Source organism: Paractinoplanes rhizophilus (assembly GCF_042664765.1).
In the GTDB taxonomy this organism is placed as follows: domain Bacteria; phylum Actinomycetota; class Actinomycetes; order Mycobacteriales; family Micromonosporaceae; genus Actinoplanes; species Actinoplanes rhizophilus.
On sequence record NZ_JBHTBJ010000032.1, the window covers coordinates 18643 to 35721 of the forward strand.

The 17079-nt window shown below is 70.6% G+C and carries 16 protein-coding genes; 11 read left to right on the forward strand and 5 right to left on the reverse strand.

The annotated features are described in order from the left end of the window. Genes hypF through ACFQS1_RS30740 form a run of 6 tightly spaced genes read left to right on the forward strand, consistent with a single transcriptional unit; the run spans position 1 to position 6249 of the window. Positions 1-2568: a carbamoyltransferase HypF gene (gene hypF, locus ACFQS1_RS30715; protein WP_378975156.1), complete on the forward strand. Its 2568-nt coding sequence runs from the start codon at positions 1-3 to the stop codon at positions 2566-2568. Positions 2569-2576: 8 nt separating this feature from the next. Continuing rightward, on the forward strand, positions 2577-2831 hold the full coding sequence (locus ACFQS1_RS30720) for a HypC/HybG/HupF family hydrogenase formation chaperone (protein WP_378975158.1): 255 nt from the start codon (positions 2577-2579) through the stop codon (positions 2829-2831). Then, positions 2815-3918, forward strand: coding sequence for a hydrogenase formation protein HypD (gene hypD, locus ACFQS1_RS30725; protein WP_378975160.1), 1104 nt, complete (start codon positions 2815-2817; stop codon positions 3916-3918). Before ACFQS1_RS30720 ends, hypD begins: the two co-directional genes overlap by 17 nt. Continuing rightward, on the forward strand, positions 3915-4958 hold the full coding sequence (hypE, locus tag ACFQS1_RS30730; protein WP_378975162.1) for a hydrogenase expression/formation protein HypE: 1044 nt from the start codon (positions 3915-3917) through the stop codon (positions 4956-4958). The genes hypD and hypE overlap by 4 nt, the downstream gene beginning before the upstream one ends. A 3-nt stretch (positions 4959-4961) precedes the next feature. Beyond that, complete coding sequence (locus tag ACFQS1_RS30735) at positions 4962-5681, forward strand: DUF6390 family protein (protein ID WP_378975164.1); 720 nt, start codon at positions 4962-4964, stop codon at positions 5679-5681. Between the two features lie 10 nt (positions 5682-5691). Continuing rightward, entirely contained in the window at positions 5692-6249 is a 558-nt protein-coding gene (locus ACFQS1_RS30740) for an isochorismatase family protein (protein WP_378975166.1), read from the forward strand. 116 nt (positions 6250-6365) lie between these two features. Here the strand turns inward: ACFQS1_RS30740 and ACFQS1_RS30745 are convergent, their stop codons facing one another. Continuing rightward, the gene (locus ACFQS1_RS30745) at positions 6366-6770 is read right to left on the reverse strand and encodes a cupin domain-containing protein (RefSeq protein WP_378975168.1); all 405 of its coding nucleotides are present in this window, start codon (positions 6768-6770) and stop codon (positions 6366-6368) included. Between the two features lie 160 nt (positions 6771-6930). On the opposite strand from ACFQS1_RS30745, the gene ACFQS1_RS30750 reads away from it, so the two are divergent. The 3 genes from ACFQS1_RS30750 (at position 6931) to ACFQS1_RS30760 (ending at position 10484) form a co-directional block, all read left to right on the forward strand. Beyond that, on the forward strand, positions 6931-8091 hold the full coding sequence (locus ACFQS1_RS30750; protein ID WP_378975170.1) for a hypothetical protein: 1161 nt from the start codon (positions 6931-6933) through the stop codon (positions 8089-8091). Then, on the forward strand, positions 8091-8384 hold the full coding sequence (locus ACFQS1_RS30755) for a hypothetical protein (protein ID WP_378975172.1): 294 nt from the start codon (positions 8091-8093) through the stop codon (positions 8382-8384). Before ACFQS1_RS30750 ends, ACFQS1_RS30755 begins: the two co-directional genes overlap by 1 nt. Positions 8385-8522: 138 nt before the next feature. After that, on the forward strand, positions 8523-10484 hold the full coding sequence (locus ACFQS1_RS30760; RefSeq protein WP_378975174.1) for an L-lactate permease: 1962 nt from the start codon (positions 8523-8525) through the stop codon (positions 10482-10484). Positions 10485-10517: 33 nt separating this feature from the next. On the opposite strand, the gene ACFQS1_RS30765 is transcribed toward ACFQS1_RS30760, so the two are convergent. The 4 genes from ACFQS1_RS30765 to ACFQS1_RS30780 are packed head-to-tail and all read right to left on the reverse strand — an operon-like array spanning position 10518 to position 15266. Next, positions 10518-12404 (reverse strand): response regulator, encoded by a 1887-nt coding sequence (locus tag ACFQS1_RS30765; protein WP_378975176.1) that lies wholly within the window; start codon positions 12402-12404, stop codon positions 10518-10520. A 5-nt stretch (positions 12405-12409) separates the two neighbouring features. Beyond that, entirely contained in the window at positions 12410-12832 is a 423-nt protein-coding gene (locus tag ACFQS1_RS30770; protein WP_378975178.1) for a response regulator, read from the reverse strand. After that, positions 12829-13986, reverse strand: coding sequence for a sensor histidine kinase (locus ACFQS1_RS30775; RefSeq protein ID WP_378975180.1), 1158 nt, complete (start codon positions 13984-13986; stop codon positions 12829-12831). Before ACFQS1_RS30775 ends, ACFQS1_RS30770 begins: the two co-directional genes overlap by 4 nt. 20 nt (positions 13987-14006) lie before the next feature. Further along, a complete protein-coding gene (locus ACFQS1_RS30780) occupies positions 14007-15266 on the reverse strand; it encodes a hypothetical protein (RefSeq protein ID WP_378975182.1) in 1260 nt (419 codons plus the stop codon). A gap of 194 nt (positions 15267-15460) precedes the next feature. Between ACFQS1_RS30780 and ACFQS1_RS30785 the strand changes: the two genes are divergently transcribed. Both ACFQS1_RS30785 and ACFQS1_RS30790 read left to right on the forward strand, forming a co-directional pair. Continuing rightward, positions 15461-16291, forward strand: coding sequence for a S1 family peptidase (locus ACFQS1_RS30785; protein ID WP_378975184.1), 831 nt, complete (start codon positions 15461-15463; stop codon positions 16289-16291). 182 nt (positions 16292-16473) lie between these two features. Continuing rightward, the gene (locus tag ACFQS1_RS30790) at positions 16474-16881 is read left to right on the forward strand and encodes a hypothetical protein (protein WP_378975186.1); all 408 of its coding nucleotides are present in this window, start codon (positions 16474-16476) and stop codon (positions 16879-16881) included. Positions 16882-17079: the final 198 nt, after the last annotated feature.

The following is a 17079-nucleotide window of genomic DNA, read 5'->3' on the forward strand; positions in this document are numbered from 1 at the left end:
ATGTGCCTGGGCATTCCGGGTCAGGTCGTCGAGATCGTCGAGGGCTACGCGGGGCAGCTCGCGCTCGTCGACGTCGAGGGGGCCAAGCGGCGAGTCAACATCGGCATGCTCGACTCGCCGCCGGACCCGGGCGCCTGGGTGCTGATCCATCTCGGCTTCGCCGTCGAGCTCATCGACGCGGGGGCGGCCGCGCGGGCGATGAGCGGCCTGGAGCTGGTCGGCCAGGCCCGGCGGCTGCGCCGCCGATACACCGTGTCCGGGCTGGTGCAGGGCGTGGGCTTCCGGCCTTTCGCGTACGCGATGGCGTCGGCTCTCGCCCTGTCCGGCTCGGTGGCCAACACCGCCGACGGCGTGGTGGTCGAGGTCGAGGGGGACGCCGACGCCGTCCACGCGTACGGCCGGCGGCTGCGCACCGACTCGCCGCCGCTGGCCATGGTGATCGAGGTGCGATCGGAGGACCTGCCGCTCGAGGGCGGCACCGGCTTCACGATCTCGTCGTCGCACGGCGGCGCGGCCCGCACGCTGGCCTCCCCGGACGTCGCGACCTGCGCCGACTGCCTGCGCGAGCTGCGCGACCCCGGCGACCGCCGCTACCGGCACCCCTTCATCACCTGCACCAACTGCGGTCCACGATTCACGATCATCAAATCCCTCCCGTACGACCGCGCGCAGACCACCATGGCCGGCTTTCCGATGTGCGCGGCCTGCGCGGCCGAGTACACCGACCCGGCGAACCGGCGCTTCCACGCTCAGCCGATCGCCTGCCCGGCCTGCGGTCCCACGCTGGAGCTGGTCGGCCCGGCCGCCGCCTCGGCCCCCGCCGGCACGGCCCCCGCCGGCACGGCCGCCGCCCCGGTTGCTGTCTCCCCCGGCGGCGATCCGCTGGCCGCGTGCCGGCGGCTGCTGTCGGACGGGCGGATCGTCGCGGTCAAGGGGCTCGGCGGATACCACCTCGCCTGCGACGCGCGGAACAGCGCGGCCGTCGCCGAGCTGCGGCGGCGCAAGCGGCGCGGGGGCAAGCCGTTCGCGGTGATGGTGGCCGACGTCGAGGCCGCGCGCCGGCTCGCCGTGCTCACCGACGGCGACGAAGAGCTGCTCGGCGACATCCGGCGGCCGATCGTGCTGGTTCCCCGGCGGCCAACCGCCGGGATCGCCGCCGAGGTCGCGCCGGACAACCCGGACCTCGGGATCATGCTGCCCTACACGCCGCTGCACGTGCTGCTGTTCGGCCTGCCGGGCGACCCGCCTGGCCCGGACGTGCTGGTGATGACCTCGGGCAACCTCTCGGGCGAGCCGATCGTCACCGGCGACGACGCGGCGCTGGACCGGCTCGGGCCGCTGGCCGACGCGTGGCTGCGGCACGACCGCGACATCCGGGTGCCCTGCGACGACTCGGTGAGCCGGCACGTCGCGGGCGCCGAGCTGCCGGTCCGGCGGTCCCGCGGGTACGCGCCGCTGCCCCTCGCGCTGCCGTTCGAGGTGGCGCCGATCCTGGCCGCCGGGGCGGATCTCAAGAACACGTGCGCGGTGGCGAGCGGCCGCTACGCCTGGCTCAGCCAGCACATCGGCGACATGGACGACCTGTCCACGATCGAAGCGCTCACCCGGACCGAGCGGCACCTCGAGGAGCTGACCGGAGTGCGGCCCGAGACCGTGGTGGCGGACCTGCATCCGGGATACCGGTCGAGCGACTGGGCCAAGCGGCACGCGGCCGGGCGGCCGGTGCGCCGGGTGCAGCACCACCATGCGCACGTCGCCTCGGTGATGGCGGAACACGGGCTGGGACCGGACGAGCAGGTCATCGGCATCGCGTTCGACGGCACCGGGTACGGCCCGGACGGGGCGGTGTGGGGCGGCGAGATGCTGATCGCCGACTACAAGGACTATCGGCACGCGGCCCGGCTGGGCTACGTCCCGCTCGCCGGCGGGGATGCGAGTGTGCTGCGCCCGTACCGGATGGCCCTCGCCCACCTGCACGCGGCCGGCGTGCCCTGGCACCCGGATCTGCCGGCCGTGCGGGCCTGCCCGGCCGCCGAGCGCGACCTGCTCGCCCGGCAGTTCGCCGGCGGCGCGGACTGCGTGCCGACGTCGAGCATGGGCCGGTTGTTCGACGCGGTGTCGTCGCTGGCGGGCGTGCGGCACACCGTCGAGTACGAGGCGGAAGCGGCGATCCTCCTCGAAGGACAAGCGCGCCTGGTTCCGGCCGAGCGCGGTCATCCGTACGCGTTTGAAATGCGCGCCGATAACGACGGACCGGATGTCGCCGACGCCGGTCCGGTGATTCGCCGGATCGCGTTCGATGTGCTGAATGGCGTGCCGGCGCCGATGGTGGCGGCCCGGTTCCACGCGGCGGTGGCGGCGCTGATCGGGGAAATGGCCGAACGCGGGCGGGAAAGGTTCGGCATCGATGTGGTGGTGCTCGGCGGCGGCGTGTTCCAGAACGCGCTGCTGGTCGAGGCCGCCGTGCTCGAGCTGGGGGAACGTGGTTTCACGACGCTGCGGCCGCGGCTGCTGCCGCCGAACGACGGCGGCCTCGCGCTGGGGCAACTGGTAGTTGGCTCGTTCTAGGAGGTCCTATGTGTCTGGCGGTTCCCGGGCGCATTCTGAGCATCGCCGAGGCCGACGGCGTACCGATGGCCGAGGTCGATTTCGGGGGCGTGCGCAAGAGCGTCTGCCTGCAATACGTGCCGGACGCGGCGGTCGGCGAGTACGTCGTGGTGCACGTCGGCTTCGCCATCCAACTGCTCGACGAGCAGTCCGCGCGGCAGACGCTGGTCAATTTCGAGAAAATGGGCATCCTCGAGGAGGAGTTCGGTGAAATACCTCGATGAGTTCGGCAACCCGACGCTGGCCAAGAAGCTGGTCGAGGAGATTCACGCGGCGACCACCCGCCCGTGGGCGATGATGGAGGTCTGCGGCGGGCAGACGCATTCCATCATCCGGCACGGCATCGACCAGTTGCTGCCGTCCGGGGTCGAGATGATTCACGGTCCGGGGTGCCCGGTGTGCGTGACGCCGCTCGAGACCATCGACAAGGCGCTCGCCATCGCGGCGCAGCCGGGCGTCATTTTCTGCTCGTTCGGCGACATGCTGCGCGTGCCGGGCAGCAGCCAGGACCTGTTCGGGGTGAAAAGCGCGGGCGGCGACGTGCGGGTGGTGTATTCGCCGCTCGACGCGCTGAAGATCGCCCGGGAAAATCCGGATCGGCAGGTGGTGTTCTTCGGGATCGGGTTCGAGACCACGGCGCCGGCCAATGCGATGACGGTCTATCAGGCGCGCCGGCTCGGGGTGACGAATTTCTCGCTGCTCGTCTCGCACGTGCTGGTCCCGCCGGCGATCGCGGCCATCATGGAGTCGCCGACCTGCCGGGTGCAGGCGTTCCTCGCGGCCGGGCACGTGTGCAGCGTGATGGGCACGCGGGAGTATCCGCCGCTGGCCGACCGCTACGGCGTGCCGATCGTGGTGACCGGGTTCGAGCCGCTCGACATCCTCGAGGGGATCCGGCGCACGGTCGTGCAGCTCGAGGCCGGCCGGCACGAGGTGGAGAACGCCTACCCGCGGGCGGTGCGGGACGACGGAAACCCGGCGGCGATGGAGATGCTGCGGGACGTCTTCGAGGTGACCGACCGGACGTGGCGCGGCATCGGCATGATCCCGGGCAGCGGGTGGCGGCTCTCGTCGCGGTACCGCGAATTCGACGCCGAGCAGCGATTCTCGGTGACCGACATCCATACGGCGGAATCGTCGCTGTGCCGGTCGGGCGAGGTGCTGCAGGGCCTCATCAAGCCGCATCAATGCTCGGCGTTCGGCAAACAGTGCACGCCACGGAATCCGCTCGGCGCGACGATGGTGTCGTCCGAGGGCGCGTGCGCGGCCTACTACGCCTATCGGCGGCTCGACCTGGTGCAGATCTCATGATTGATTTCGACAACTGGAGCTGCCCGGTGCCGCTGCGGGACACGCCGCAGGTGGTGATGGGGCACGGCGGCGGCGGGGCGATGTCGGGCGAGTTGGTCGAGCACCTGTTCCTGCCGGCGTACGGGTCGGCCATCTCGCTCGCCGACAGCGCGGTGGTGCCGTTGCTGGGCGGGCGGATAGCGCTGTCCACCGACTCGTACGTGGTGAAGCCGATGTTCTTCCCGGGCGGCTCGATCGGGGACCTGGCCGTCAACGGGACCATCAACGACCTGGCCATGTCGGGGGCCGCGCCGCTCTATCTGTCGATCGCCTTCATCCTGCAGGAGGGGACGCCGCTCGCCACGGTCGGCAAGATCGCGGCGGCGGTGGGCGCGGCGGCCTCGGCGGCCGGGGTGCAGGTCGTCACCGGGGACACCAAGGTGGTGGACAACGGCAGCGGGGACGGGGTCTATCTGAACACCGCGGGCGTCGGGGTGGTGGACGCCGGGGTGACGATCGGGCCGACGCTCGCCGCCCCCGGGGACGCGGTGATCATCAGCGGCGACATCGGGGTGCACGGGGTCGCGGTGATGAGCGTGCGGTCGGGGCTGGAGTTCGAGACGACGGTGTCGAGCGACACGGCGCCACTGCACGGGCTGGTGGCGGCGATGCTGGCCACCGGGGCCGACGTGCACGTGCTGCGGGATCCGACCCGGGGCGGGGTGGCGGCGTCGCTGAACGAGATCGCCCGGGCGGCGAAGGTGGGTGTTGCGCTGGACGAGACATCGCTGCCGATCCCGGCGTCGGTGGCGGATGCGTGCAGCCTGCTCGGGCTCGACCCGCTGCAGGTGGCCAATGAGGGGAAGTTGCTGGCGTTCGTGCCCTCCGAGAGCGCCGAGGCGGTGCTGGATGCGATGCGTGCGCATCCGTACGGGGGCGGGGCACGGGTGATCGGGCGGTGCGTGGCGGAGCATCCGGGGATGGTGGTGACGCGGACCGCGCTCGGCGGGACCCGGGTGGTCAACATGCCGATCGGCGAGCAGCTGCCGCGGATCTGCTGAGTCATGTCGGATTCGGGGGCGCTGCTGTTCGCCCGATATGCGTATCCGCCCAATGAGCTGGGGTATTGCGGGCCGGACGGAGCGGAGGCGATGCTCCGCTCCGACCTGCCGGCCGAGATCGCCCGGCGGGCCCGGGGGTTCGAGGGGGCGTGGGCGTACCTGTCGTTCCTCAATCCCGGGGATCCGCTGGACCCGGCGGTCGTGTCGGCCTACTGGGTGGGCGACTCGCTGCCCACCGCTCAGGCCGACTTTCCCGATTTAGTGCCATATCTGCGGTCACGGTTCGCCGGGCAGCACGGTGGGACCTGGGAGTCGGCCGCCGGGCGGGCCCTTCCGCACCACAGCTTTCACGTCTTCGAGGTCTACCCCTGGACCGCGCTGCTGCGGCGGACCGGCAACCCGACCGCCGTGTCGGTGCTGGACCGGTGCCGGATCCGTACCGGAACGGTCCTCGCCGTGCGCGGCGAGACCGCCACCGTGACCGCACGCCCGCTGGTCTGGGACGGGTCGGCGCTCCACCCCGGGCCGCCGCGCGCGGAGGAGGTGGCCTGGTCGGCGGGCGGGCGGTCGCTGCTCGCGGGCCTCTCCCCCGGCGATCGGGTGGCGCTGCACTGGGACTGGGTCTGCGACGTGATCACGCCGGAGCAGGCGTCCCGGATCGAGTCGCTGGAGGAGCGGCAGAGGCGGGCGCTCTTCCCCGAAAATGTCGTACCCCCGGCCTAACGTCACCCCCATGACAACACTCCAAGGCCGCTCCCGGTCCGCCCTCCTCGTCATCGACGTGCAAAAGTCGGTGGTCGCCCGGGCGCACGCCCGCGACGCCGTCCTGGCCAACATCGTCACCGTGATCGGCAAGGCCCGCGCCGCCGACGTCCCCGTCGTCTGGGTGCAGCACAGCGATGACGACAACATGCCGTTGCACAGCGACGGCTGGCAGCTGGCCGCCGAGGTCACCCCCGCCGCCGGCGAGCCGGTGGTACACAAGCGCTACGGCGACTCCTTCGAGGACACCGACCTCGAGTCCGTGCTCGCCGCGGGTGAGGTCGGCCACCTCTTCGTCTCCGGCGCCCAGAGCGACGCCTGCATCCGCTGCACGCTGCACGGCGCCATCACCCGCGGCTATGACACCACCCTGATCGCCGACGCCCACACCACCGAGGATCTGACCGCCTACGGCGCGCCCACCCCCGACGAAGTGATCGCCCACACCAACCTGTATTGGCAGTTCCACGCCGCCCCCGGCCGCACCGCCGGCACCGTGACCACAGCCGACATCGACTTCAAGCCCTGACACCCACGCCCGTCCCACCGGCTCACGCCCGGTCCACCGCCCCACACCCGGCCCACCGCACGCTTTAGGCGACTGCTCCGGCCCACAGCTCTCGCCCGCGGTCCGTGCCGGCGGGTCTATTCGAAGTCGCAGCCCGGATTGGGGGCGTCTTCGGAGAGCGGCTTGCCCGCAGGAAGGACGTACAGCACCTTCAGCACGACCTCGATCTTCCCGAGGTTCCGCCCGATGTGCACCTGGTCGCGCCCGCTCCGCTCGACGAGGAGCCGTCCCGCGCGGTAGACGCCGTCCGGGTTGCAGGTCGCGTCGTAGTGGGTGAGCGTGCCCTTCTTCACCCACGCGTACAGCGGCCCGTCATGGTAGTGCCAGCCGTTGTCCGCGCCCGGCGGGATGTGGATCTCGCGAAGCACCAGATCCCGGCCGCCCACGGTCCGCTGCCACAGCACTTTCCCGGTGACCCCCGGATCCGGCGGCGTGGCGGCCACGGCCGGCGCTCCCAGCAGCAGCAGCGAGGCGGCCGTCATTCCAGCCGCCCAACGTGCGCAATTTAGTCCCATATGCCTTGTTTACGGCACCGCGCCCGCGCCGATCGGCATTTCGTCCGCATCGGCCGCTGAACCCACCCGGCCTCCGCCGTCGTGTGAGGAGCGACCCTCATTTCGTCAGGCGAAGGGCAGGGCGGACATGACCAGCCCCAACGCGCTGCTGGCCCCGGCTGTGGACGGCCCGGTCAGCTCCTGGGCCGGCCTGTCCTTGGCCGAGGATGTGGACCAGGTCCGGTCCGGCATCAACGGGGGCAGCTGGGTCGACACCTCGATCGGCGGCGTCTCGGCCGGCCTCGACGCGCTCGGTTTTGTCACCGACCCGGTCGGCACACTCCTGCAGTACGGCATCGCCTGGCTGATCGAGCACGTGAAGCCGTTGTCCGAAGCGCTCGATTGGCTCGCCGGTGATCCGGCAGAGATATCGGCCCAGTCCCGCACCTGGCGCAACATGTCGGTCGCCCTGGGCATGGAAGCGGACGAGCTGATCCGCTCCGCCCGCTGGGATACGGCAGAGTGGCTCGGCGAAGCCGGCGATGCCTACCGCGACTGGTCCACCAATCAACAACACGCCTTGACCGCGCTCTCCCGAGCCGGCGACGCGATGGCCACCGCGGTCGAGGTAGCCGGCGAGCTGATCGCCGGCGTCCGCATCATGGTCCGCGACGCGATAGCCATGGTCGTCGGCCGCTTGATCTCGTATGCCCTGGAGGAGATCGCCAGCCTTGGCCTGGCCACCCCATTGATGGTGACGCAGGTGTCCACGCTGTGCGCCCAGTGGTCGAGCCGCATCGCGCGCTGGCTTCGCGGCCTCGTGGACAGCATCCGCCGCCTTCACACGCTGACTGACCAGTTGGTCAACGCGCTCGAGGCGCTGACCAGACTCCTCCGCCGCCTGGGCGGGGTCGCCAGCAAGCCTGCGGCGACACCCCTCAACCGGGCCAAGGGGCGAGGCGCGGGAAGGGTGCAGTACTTCCGCCTCGAGGTGGCGCAAGCCGTCGCCGAGAAGTACGGGATCGACATTTCGGGCCTCGACATTTCCCTCGCCGACAAATCGCAGCGCGGCGTCTGCGGCTGCACCTACCCAGACGGCTCGATCGTCCTTTATTCAACGGGCTTCCGCAGCGAGGAGGACCTCGCCCGCACGCTCGTGCACGAGAAGTTCCACCATGACCAGCTCGCCCTCGGGCTGCCGTTCCCGCAAACCGACGAGGAGAAGATCGAATGGGAGGACAGGGCAGAGGCACACGAGAGCGAGTGGTGGGACAATCAACCAATACGGCCCGAGCCGAGGACGGAGTGATGGCGACCTACGAGGACTGGATGGACGCGTATGACGCGGCCTACGACGCGCTTCCTCGGGATGCTGACCTCGCCTGCCCCAACTGCGGCCATCACACCCTGCGCCTGATCTTCACCGGCGACCTTGACCGAGATGTCGGATACGGTTCCTTCTGGTGTGACACCTGCCTGCTCGGAGTCGGGACCTGCCGCACGATCATCCCGGACGGCGCGGTCGTGCGAGATATCCACCTCTCCAGCGAGGAGCGGGTGCCGCAAATCCCCAACTTCCGGCTCGTTCCGATGAATGACTGACGAAGCCAGCCTCCACCTCCGTGACGTCGGCTCATCGTGCACTCGGCGAGCTGGTGATCGACTCCGGTCGGGGCCTTACCTATGACGGCGGTCACAGGCTAGGTTTCATGGAAAGTGATCGATTCTCGGGTGGCTGACATGGCTGATCAGTTCCAGATCGTGACCGACCCGGTGGCCGACTCGGTGGCGGCGTCCGCCATCTTTGCGGTGTTGCCGCTGCTCACGCTCTTCATTCTGCTCGGGGTGCTGCGGATGCGCGCCTGGCTCGCGGGCGTGATCTCGCTGGTCGTGGCGCTCGTCGTGGCGGTCGCGGTCTACTCGATGCCGGCGGGGACGGCGCTGCTGTCGGCGACCGAGGGGGCGGCGTTCGGGTTCTTCCCGATTCTCTGGATCGTGCTGAACGCGATCTGGGTCTACAACCTGACGGTGGTGAGCGGGCACTTCGACGTGCTGCGGCGGTCCATGGCGCGGGTCAGCCCGGACATGCGCATTCAGGCGATCATCGTGGCGTTCTGCTTCGGGGCGCTGCTGGAGGCGCTCGCCGGATTCGGGACGCCGGTGGCGGTCACCGTGGTCATGCTGATGGCGCTGGGGTTCCCGCCGATCCGGGCGGCGGCGGTGGCGCTGATCGCCAACACCGCGCCGGTGGCGTTCGGGGCGCTGGCCACGCCGATCGTGACGCTGGGGACGGTCACGTCGGGGGTGGCCGACGATCCCCGGCTCAACACCGACACGCTCGGGGCGATGGTGGGGCGGCAGACGCCGGTGCTCGCGCTGATCGTGCCGCTCATCCTCGTCGCGGTGATCGACGGGCGGCGGGGCATCCGGCAGACGTGGCCGGCGGCGATCGTGTCGGGCGTGGTGTTCGCGGTGGGGCAGTTCGTGGCGAGCAACTACGTGTCGGTTCCGCTGACCGACATCATCGCGTCGCTGGCGTCCGCGGCGTCCGTGGTGCTGCTGCTGCGCATCTGGCGACCGGCCGAGGTGCCGCCGCTGCACGAAGGCGCCGAACCGGTGATCGTGGGCGCGGGCACGGGCACGGCCGACGAGGCCACCGACGCCGCGGCCGGGGACGGCACAGCCGGAAGCGGAACAGCCGGAAGCGGCACGACCGGGAGCGGAACAGCCGGGAGCGGCACGACGCGAAGCGGCACGACCGGAAGCGGCACGACCCGAAGCGGCACGACCGGGAGCGGCACGACGGGAAGCGGCACGACCGGGGCGACGAACGCGGGCGAGGCAGGCTCGGGCGGCGGCACCGCACCGGAAGGCGTCCCAACGGGTGGCGGTCCCCGCGGGGGCGCGCGGGAGGCGTACGCCCCAAGCGGCGCAAGCATCGACCAGCGCGACTCGGCCGCGGAGATCGCCCGCGCCTACGCCCCGTATCTGATCATTATTGCGATCTTCTCGATCGCCAGCATCGGGGCGGTCAAGGACGCCCTCGCCAAGGAGCCGTGGACGGTGGTCTTCGCCTGGCCGGGCCTGCACGTGCTGGGCGCGAACGGCAAGCCGCTCTCGTCGACCAACTTCACGCTGGGATGGCTGCCGGCGGCGGGCACGCTGATGATCGTGGCGGGCATCCTCACGGCGATCCTGCTGCGGGTGAGCGTGGGCAAGGCGGTCCGCGCGTACGGCCATACCTACGTGTCGCTGCGGCACGCGATCGTGACCGTGATGGCCGTGCTGGCGCTCGCGTACGTCATGAACCAGTCCGGGCAGACCAACACGCTGGGCGAGTTCCTGGCCCAGGCGGGCGGCATTTTCGTCTTCCTCTCGTCGATCCTCGGCTGGATCGGGGTGGCCGTGACCGGGTCGGACACCTCGTCCAACGCGCTCTTCGGCGCGCTGCAGGTGCAGACCGCGACCAAGGCCGGCCTCGACCCGCTGCTGCTGGCGGCGGCGAACTCGTCGGGCGGGGTGCTCGGCAAGATGATCAGCCCGCAGAACCTCGCGATCGCCGCGGCGGCCGTGGGGATGGCCGGCCGGGAGGGCGACATCTTCCGCAAGGTGATCCTGTGGAGCGCGGTGCTGCTGGCCGTCATGTGCGTGCTGGTGACCCTGCAGGGCACCCCGGTCCTGGACTGGATGATTCCCTCCTGACGGCGCTGGCCCGCGGGGCATGGGCGGAGCCGGTCACGCGCCGGTCGGCTCCGAGCGGTCCAGGAGCTGGCCCATCGCCTGCAGGAGCTGGTCGTTCTGGAAGGGCTTGTGCAGCAGCGGCGCGTCCGGCGGCAGCTCCTGGCCGCCCGGCGCCGGGCCGCTCGTGTAGCCGGACATGAACAGCACCGGCAGCTCCGGCCTGCTCTGGCGGAGCTCGGCGGCCAGCTGGGTGCCCGACATGCCGGGCATGATGACGTCGCTGAGCAGGGCGTCCACGTGCAGCCCGCGGTCCAGGCAGAGCTTCAGCGCCTCCTGCGGGTCGCCGGCCGCGTGCACCTCGTAGCCGGCCTTGCGCAGGATGCGGCAGACGATGTCGCGTACGCCGTCCTCGTCCTCGACCACCAGGATGCGCCGGCCCGCGCCGCCGGCCGGTGACGACGGCGCCGGCGCGGCCGTGCCGGACGGCGTCTCGGTGCTGACCGGCAGCCGCACCCGGACCGTGGTCCCCTGGCCGGGCTGCGAGTCGAGCGTGATCGTGCCGCCCACGTCGGTGACCACCCCGTACGCGGTCGCCAGCCCCAGGCCGGTGCCCTTGCCGCGGCCCTTCGTGGTGAAGAACGGCTCGAACGCGCGGGCCGCCACCTCGGGCGCCATGCCGACGCCCGTGTCGGTGATGCTCAGGCCGACGAACCGGCCGTCCCCCTCGACGCCGGTCGCGATGGTCAGCCGGCCGCCGGTCGGCATCGCGGCGCGGGAGTTCATCACCGCGTTCATCAGGACCTGTTCCAGCTTGCTGCGGTCCATGGTGATGGTCGGCAGGTCGGGCGAGAGCATCGTGCTCAGCTCGATGTCTTCGCCGAGGGTGCGGGCGAGCAGCCGCTGCATGTCGGCCGCGACCGTGTTGAGGTCGAGGGTCTCGGGCCGGGACGGCTCCAGGCGACTGAAGATCAGCAGTTGGCGGGTGAGGCCGCTGCCCCGCGCGGCGGCCTGCTCGATCGCCTGCACGTCGGGCCGGACCGGGTGGTCGGCCAGCTCGTCGGCGAGGATGTCGGCGTAGCCGGAGATCACCGCGAGGATGTTGTTGAAGTCGTGCGCGATGCCGCCGGCGAGCTGGCCGAGCGAGTCGAGCCGTTCGGCCTGGCGCAGTTGCTGCTCGAGGCGGGTCCGCTCGGTGATGTCGCGCAGGATCCCCTCGACCGCGACGACCCGGCCGGTCTTGTCGGCGACCGAGCTGGCCCGCTGCTCGACCCAGGCGGCGCCGCCGGCGTGGTGACGGAAGTGGATGGTGAGCGTGCCCGGCTCGACCGAGCGCCAGGACGCTTCGAGCGTGCCCCGGTCCTCGGGGTCGACGGTCCGGAAGATCAGCTCGGGGTCGGCGTAGAACTGATCGGGCCGGTAGCCGGTGATCTCCTCGACCGCGGGGCTGAGGTATTCCATGGCCGGCGTCGGGTGCAGCCGGTAGCGGAAGATGACGTCCTGGGCATGCTCGGCGATCAGCCGGAACCGCTCCTCGCTCTCCCGCAGCGCCTCCTCGGCCCGGCGCCGCTGCCGTCGCTCGGCCGCCTCGTGCAGTTCCCGCTGCACCGCCGGGGCGAGCCGGGCCAGCCGGTCCTTGAGCACGAAGTCACGCACCCCGGCGCGCATCATGGCGGCCGCCACCTCCTCGCCGACCTGCCCGCTGACCAGCACGAACGGGATGTCGGCGTCGTGCTCGCGGACCTGCTCGAGGGCCTCCTCGGCGCGGAACAGCGGCATGTTGTAGTCGCAGATCACCACGTCCGGCGAGCGCCGTCGGAGCGCGTCGGCCACGCCGCCGGGAGTGTCCGCGCGGACATGGCTGACATCCAGCCCGGCCCGGGCCAGCTGCCGGACGATCAGCACCGCGTCGTCGTCGCTGTCGTCGATGATCAGCACATGCACGGCGCTCACCCCGGGGCCGGTTCGTTGACTATCAGCCAGTACACCCCGAGGGCGTTGACGGCGGAGAGAAACTTCTCGAAGACCACCGGCTTGCGCACGAAGCTGTTGGCGCCGAGCTTGTAGCTCGCCGCGATGTCGCGCTCCTCGTTCGAGGTGGTCAGCACGACCACGGGTACGTTCTCGGTGCGCTCGTCCTCGCGCAGGCGCTGCAGCACCTCGAGCCCATCGATTTTGGGAAGCTTGATGTCGAGCAGGACGAGCGCGGGCCGCAGCGCCTCGCCCTGCGCCGGCAGCAGACGCAGCAGGGCCTGTTCGCCGTCGGTGGCGACCACGACCTCGTTGCGGATCCCGTTCTTGGTGAAGGCCCGGACGGTCAGCAGCGCGTCGTCCGGGTTGTCCTCGACCAGCAGGATCGGCCGCTCGGTCACCGGAGCTCCCAATCGGCCGGCGCGGGGGTGAGATTGAACCGGAACGCGGCGCCCGCGCCGACCGCGCCCTCGGCGCGGATCCGGCCGCCGTGCCGGGTGACGATCCGGTGCACGATCGCGAGCCCGATCCCGGTGCCCTCGAACTCGCTGGCCGAGTGCAGCCGCTGGAACGGATCGAATATCTTGTCGGCGTATTTCATGTCGAAGCCCGCGCCGTTGTCCCGGACCTCGAAGACGTCGATGCCCGACTGCGGGCGCATGCTGACCGAAATGACCGGGTCGGCGGCGTGCGCCGTGAACTTCCAGGCGTTGCCCAGCAGGTTCTGCAGCACCAGCCGGATCAGGTGCGGGTCGCCCTGGGCGCGCAGGTCGTCGGAGATCTCCCAGCGAACGGTGCGCGACGGATCGGCCGCGGACACCTCGAGAGCCACCTCCCGCGCGAGCCCGCTCAGGTCGAACGCGTCCCGCCGCAGCTGCGACCGCGTGGCCCGGGACAGGTGCAGCAGGTCGTCGATCATCTGGGCCATCCGCCCGACGTTCGCCTGGATCCGCTTGAGGTAGCCCTGCGCCTCCTCGTCCAGGCGGCTCGCGTAGTCCTCCAGCAGGACCTGGCTGAATCCCTCGAGCGAGCGCAGCGGCGCCCGCAGGTCGTGCGAGACCGAGTACGCGAACGAGTCCAGCTCCCGGGTCGACGCCTCCAGCTCGGCCGTCCGCTGCCGGACCCGCAGCTCGAGCTCGTCGTTGAGGCGGCGCACCTCCTCCTCGGCACGTTTCCGGGCGGTGATGTCGGTGGAGATGCCGCAGATCGCGTACGCGTGGCCGTGCGCGTCATGCAGCGGGAACTTCACCGTCACGTACGTGTGCATGCCGTCCTCACCCGGCGCCTGCTCCTCCACCTGGAGCGGCACGCCGCGGGCGATGGCCGCCAGGTCGTTCGCCCGGAATTCGTCGGCGATCGGGCCCTCGAACAGGTCGTGGTCGGTGAGCCCGACGATCTCCTCCCGGCTCAGGTCGAACAGCCGCTCGTACTCCCGGTTGACCAGCAGGTAGTGCCCGTCGATGTCGCGCATGTAGATCACGGCCGAGGTGTGGTCGATCAGCGACATCAACTGCTCGTGCCCGACCCGCACCGGAGGCCGGGTGCCGGTGCTCACGACAGACTCCTGTTCACCCGTCACCCCACCAGCGCGACCGAGACCGATGCGGCCGACGGTACCTCCGGTCCGGCCGTCTTTTCGGCGGTTTCGACGGACAGGGCCGAGCGCAGTGGCGCGAGCGGGTGCTCCTGCCGGGCCCGGGTCAGCCGCTCCAGGAACGTCTCGTTCATGCCGGTCGTGCCGCGCCGGTTGGACACCAGCGGCCGGTCGCCCTGTCCGGCGAGGTCGCGCCGGTGCTGCGGCTTGAACAGGAACTTCTTGCTCAGCATGAGATGCGCGCCGGCCGCCCGGGCGTGCGCGGCGAGCAACCGGTACCAGTCGGCCAGGCCGGGGTGGCGGCCGAGCACCACCCCGGCGGCGTCCGGGATCTCGTCCGGCCCGATGCCGAGCTCGCTGAGCAGCTGCTCGGGCAGCGTGGGCCGGGCCATCAGCTCTTCCAGCGCCTGCCGCTCGTGGTCCAGCAGCGCCGGGAACAGCCGGCGCGCCTGCTGGTCGTACCCCGGCAGGTTGATGCCGAGCAGGAAGTCGCGCTTGAGCGACTCGGGGTCGAGTGCGCCGCTGGGCGGGATGTCGTCGCGGGTCCAGTGCACCGCGAACTGCCGGAAGACGTCGAGGAAGTGCTCGTCCGGCATGCTCTGGCCGGGCGGCAGCGACGCGAACTCGAGGAACAGGCCGCGCATCGCCTCGATGAGGGCGGTGGCCACCCGTACGCGTTCGAGCGCCTCGTCGGTGACCAGCCCGGCCGGGTCGCCGCTCAGCGGCGCGAGCAGGTCGTTGACGGCGAGCTCGATCGCCTCGCTCTTCTTGATCAGCAGGAAGAACCGCTCCTCGCCGGGGGTGCCGGTGTAGCTGCGGATCCGGCCGTCGTCGAAGACACCCGGCAGCACCGACATCAGCTCCGGACCGCGGCGCACTTCGAGCGTGCCGACGTTCCACCGCACCAATGACGCGTAGCTGTCCCGGCCGTAGTGCCCGCACCCGGTGCGCTCGGCCAGTCCCGCGAAGTACTCGCGGAACGGCCGCCCGTCGACCTCCAGGCCGTCGAACGCCCGCTCGGGGCTCTCCTTGCCGCCCGGATTCCACTCCTGATAGTGCCGAGCCACCGAGGCGCCGACGAATCCGAGCCGCACGACCAGCTGCCGCGCCTGCTCCGCGGTCAACCCGTCGACCGCCGGGAGCTGCGGAAACAGCACGTCGCGTGCCTGGTCGGCGAGCATGCCGGGCGGGATCTCCCGCGCCAGGATCGCCCGGTTCAGCCGGGGGAGCTCATCGTCCACCCACTGACCCACTTGACGTACCGCCAATCGAGACACCCTTCGCGGGAGGCCTTTTCCTACCTATCGACCGGGCGGTCGGTTTTCTTAGCGGCATTGACAGCCATAGATGCCGATGCGAAAGTTCGGGCGCCGGTACCCCCGGTCTCATCGGCGGCGGGCGACCCCCGGCCGCCACGTAGCAGAAAGGACCCCCCATGCGTCTTCGACGCCTCCTCGCCCTCGGCGCCGCCGTCCTCGCGACCGGCACCGGGATCGTCGCCGGCCCGGCGCCGGCCCAGGCCGTCGCGGCCACCACGCTCGCCTCGACGATCGCGCTCAGCAACTGCTCGGCGTCGCTCGTGCGCTATCCCAGCTCGGTCAGCAGCGACCGGGCCATGATGCTCACCAACGGGCACTGCTACGAGGGCGGCTTCCTGCGCGCCGGCCAGGTGCTGCAGAACCGATCCAGCAGCCGGTCGGGCTCGCTGCTGAACGCGAGCGGCCGCGCGCTCACCACGGTCCGCGCCGACCGCGTGCTGTACGCGACGATGACCGGCACCGATGTCACGCTCTACCGGCTCACCTCGACGTACGCCACCCTGTCGAGCCGCTACGGCGCGACCGCGCTGACCATTTCGGCCGCACACCCGGCGGCCGGCGCGAGCATCTCGATCCCGTCCAGCTACTGGAAGCGGATCTGGACCTGCAAGATCGACGGCTTCGTGGGCACGCTGCGCGAGGGCGACTGGACCTGGCGCGACTCGATCCGGTACGACGTCAACTGCGACACCATCCACGGCACGTCGGGCTCGCCGATCGTGGACGCCTCCTCCGGGCAGATCGTCGGAATCAACAACACCGGCAACGACGACGGCCAGATGTGCACGCTGAACAACCCGTGCGAGGTCGACGCGAACGGCACCACGCACGCATATCAGGGGCAGAGCTACGGCGAGCAGACGTACTGGTTCACCACATGTCTGACATCGACCCGTACGATCGATTTGTCCATCTCGGGGTGTCTTCTGACCAAACCGGCAAGCTGACTCATCCGTTCGGACGAATCGCCGCAGGTCCGGCGGCCATTTGCCGCCGGACCACATTTCTCTGAATCGAATTGTCCAGACGCCCTTTTCACCTAATCGTGTTTGCGTTTTCGGCCGGACAAATGCCGCAATTTGCCTATGATCATCACATCGGGCAATACCGGATACGAAGAGGTGAATCGATGAATAAAGCAACTCGCATGCTGATGATGACCGGAATGGCAATCGTCGCGGGCGCGACGTTCAGCGCCGGCCCCGCGGCGGCCGCCTCGGCCTCGCCGGCGGCATCGGACAGCAAGGCCGCGACCCAGTCCGTCAAGCACGGCGACCGCTCCAAGATCGTCGGTGTTTACCGCGACCCGTTCACCTGCAACCGGATCGGCCGGTTCGGCGAGATGCGCCACCGGTGGGACAGCTTCCGCTGCATCCGCGTGCCGGGCGGCTTCCACCGCAGCAAGTGGGCGCTGCGGGTGAGCTGGGACCGGCACGGCGGGTGGGGCAACCACGGTGGCTGGGGCAACCACAACGGCCACAACGGCCACAACGGCCACGGTGGCTGGGGCGGCCACGACGGCCGGAAGAAGTACTGATCCTTCGCTCGGCACAGCGGGGCCGTCACCCTTCCCCCGGGGTGGCGGCCCCGCGTCGCATTTCGCGGCGATTTCGGCGATATCGCGGCCAATGAGGACTATTCCGGGCGGTGGAGACCAGGCCGCTGACGTACGGCCAGGCGCGGGTCACGGCGGGCCCTGAATAACCCTCAATCACCGGCAAATCCCCGGCCAATC

Excerpts from the sequence above, each read along its gene's own strand:
- ACFQS1_RS30785 (WP_378975184.1), top strand. The coding sequence starts at position 15,461 with ATGCGTCTTCGACGCCTCCTCGCCCTCGGCGCCGCCGTCCTCGCGACC.
- ACFQS1_RS30790 (WP_378975186.1), top strand. The coding sequence starts at position 16,474 with ATGAATAAAGCAACTCGCATGCTGATGATGACCGGAATGGCAATCGTC.
- hypE (WP_378975162.1), top strand. The coding sequence starts at position 3,915 with ATGATTGATTTCGACAACTGGAGCTGCCCGGTGCCGCTGCGGGACACG.
- ACFQS1_RS30755 (WP_378975172.1), top strand. The coding sequence starts at position 8,091 with ATGGCGACCTACGAGGACTGGATGGACGCGTATGACGCGGCCTACGAC.
- ACFQS1_RS30760 (WP_378975174.1), top strand. The coding sequence starts at position 8,523 with ATGGCTGATCAGTTCCAGATCGTGACCGACCCGGTGGCCGACTCGGTG.
- ACFQS1_RS30750 (WP_378975170.1), top strand. The coding sequence starts at position 6,931 with ATGACCAGCCCCAACGCGCTGCTGGCCCCGGCTGTGGACGGCCCGGTC.
- ACFQS1_RS30745 (WP_378975168.1), bottom strand. The coding sequence starts at position 6,770 with ATGACGGCCGCCTCGCTGCTGCTGCTGGGAGCGCCGGCCGTGGCCGCC.
- ACFQS1_RS30720 (WP_378975158.1), top strand. The coding sequence starts at position 2,577 with ATGTGTCTGGCGGTTCCCGGGCGCATTCTGAGCATCGCCGAGGCCGAC.
- ACFQS1_RS30735 (WP_378975164.1), top strand. The coding sequence starts at position 4,962 with ATGTCGGATTCGGGGGCGCTGCTGTTCGCCCGATATGCGTATCCGCCC.
- hypF (WP_378975156.1), top strand. The coding sequence starts at position 1 with ATGTGCCTGGGCATTCCGGGTCAGGTCGTCGAGATCGTCGAGGGCTAC.
- ACFQS1_RS30740 (WP_378975166.1), top strand. The coding sequence starts at position 5,692 with ATGACAACACTCCAAGGCCGCTCCCGGTCCGCCCTCCTCGTCATCGAC.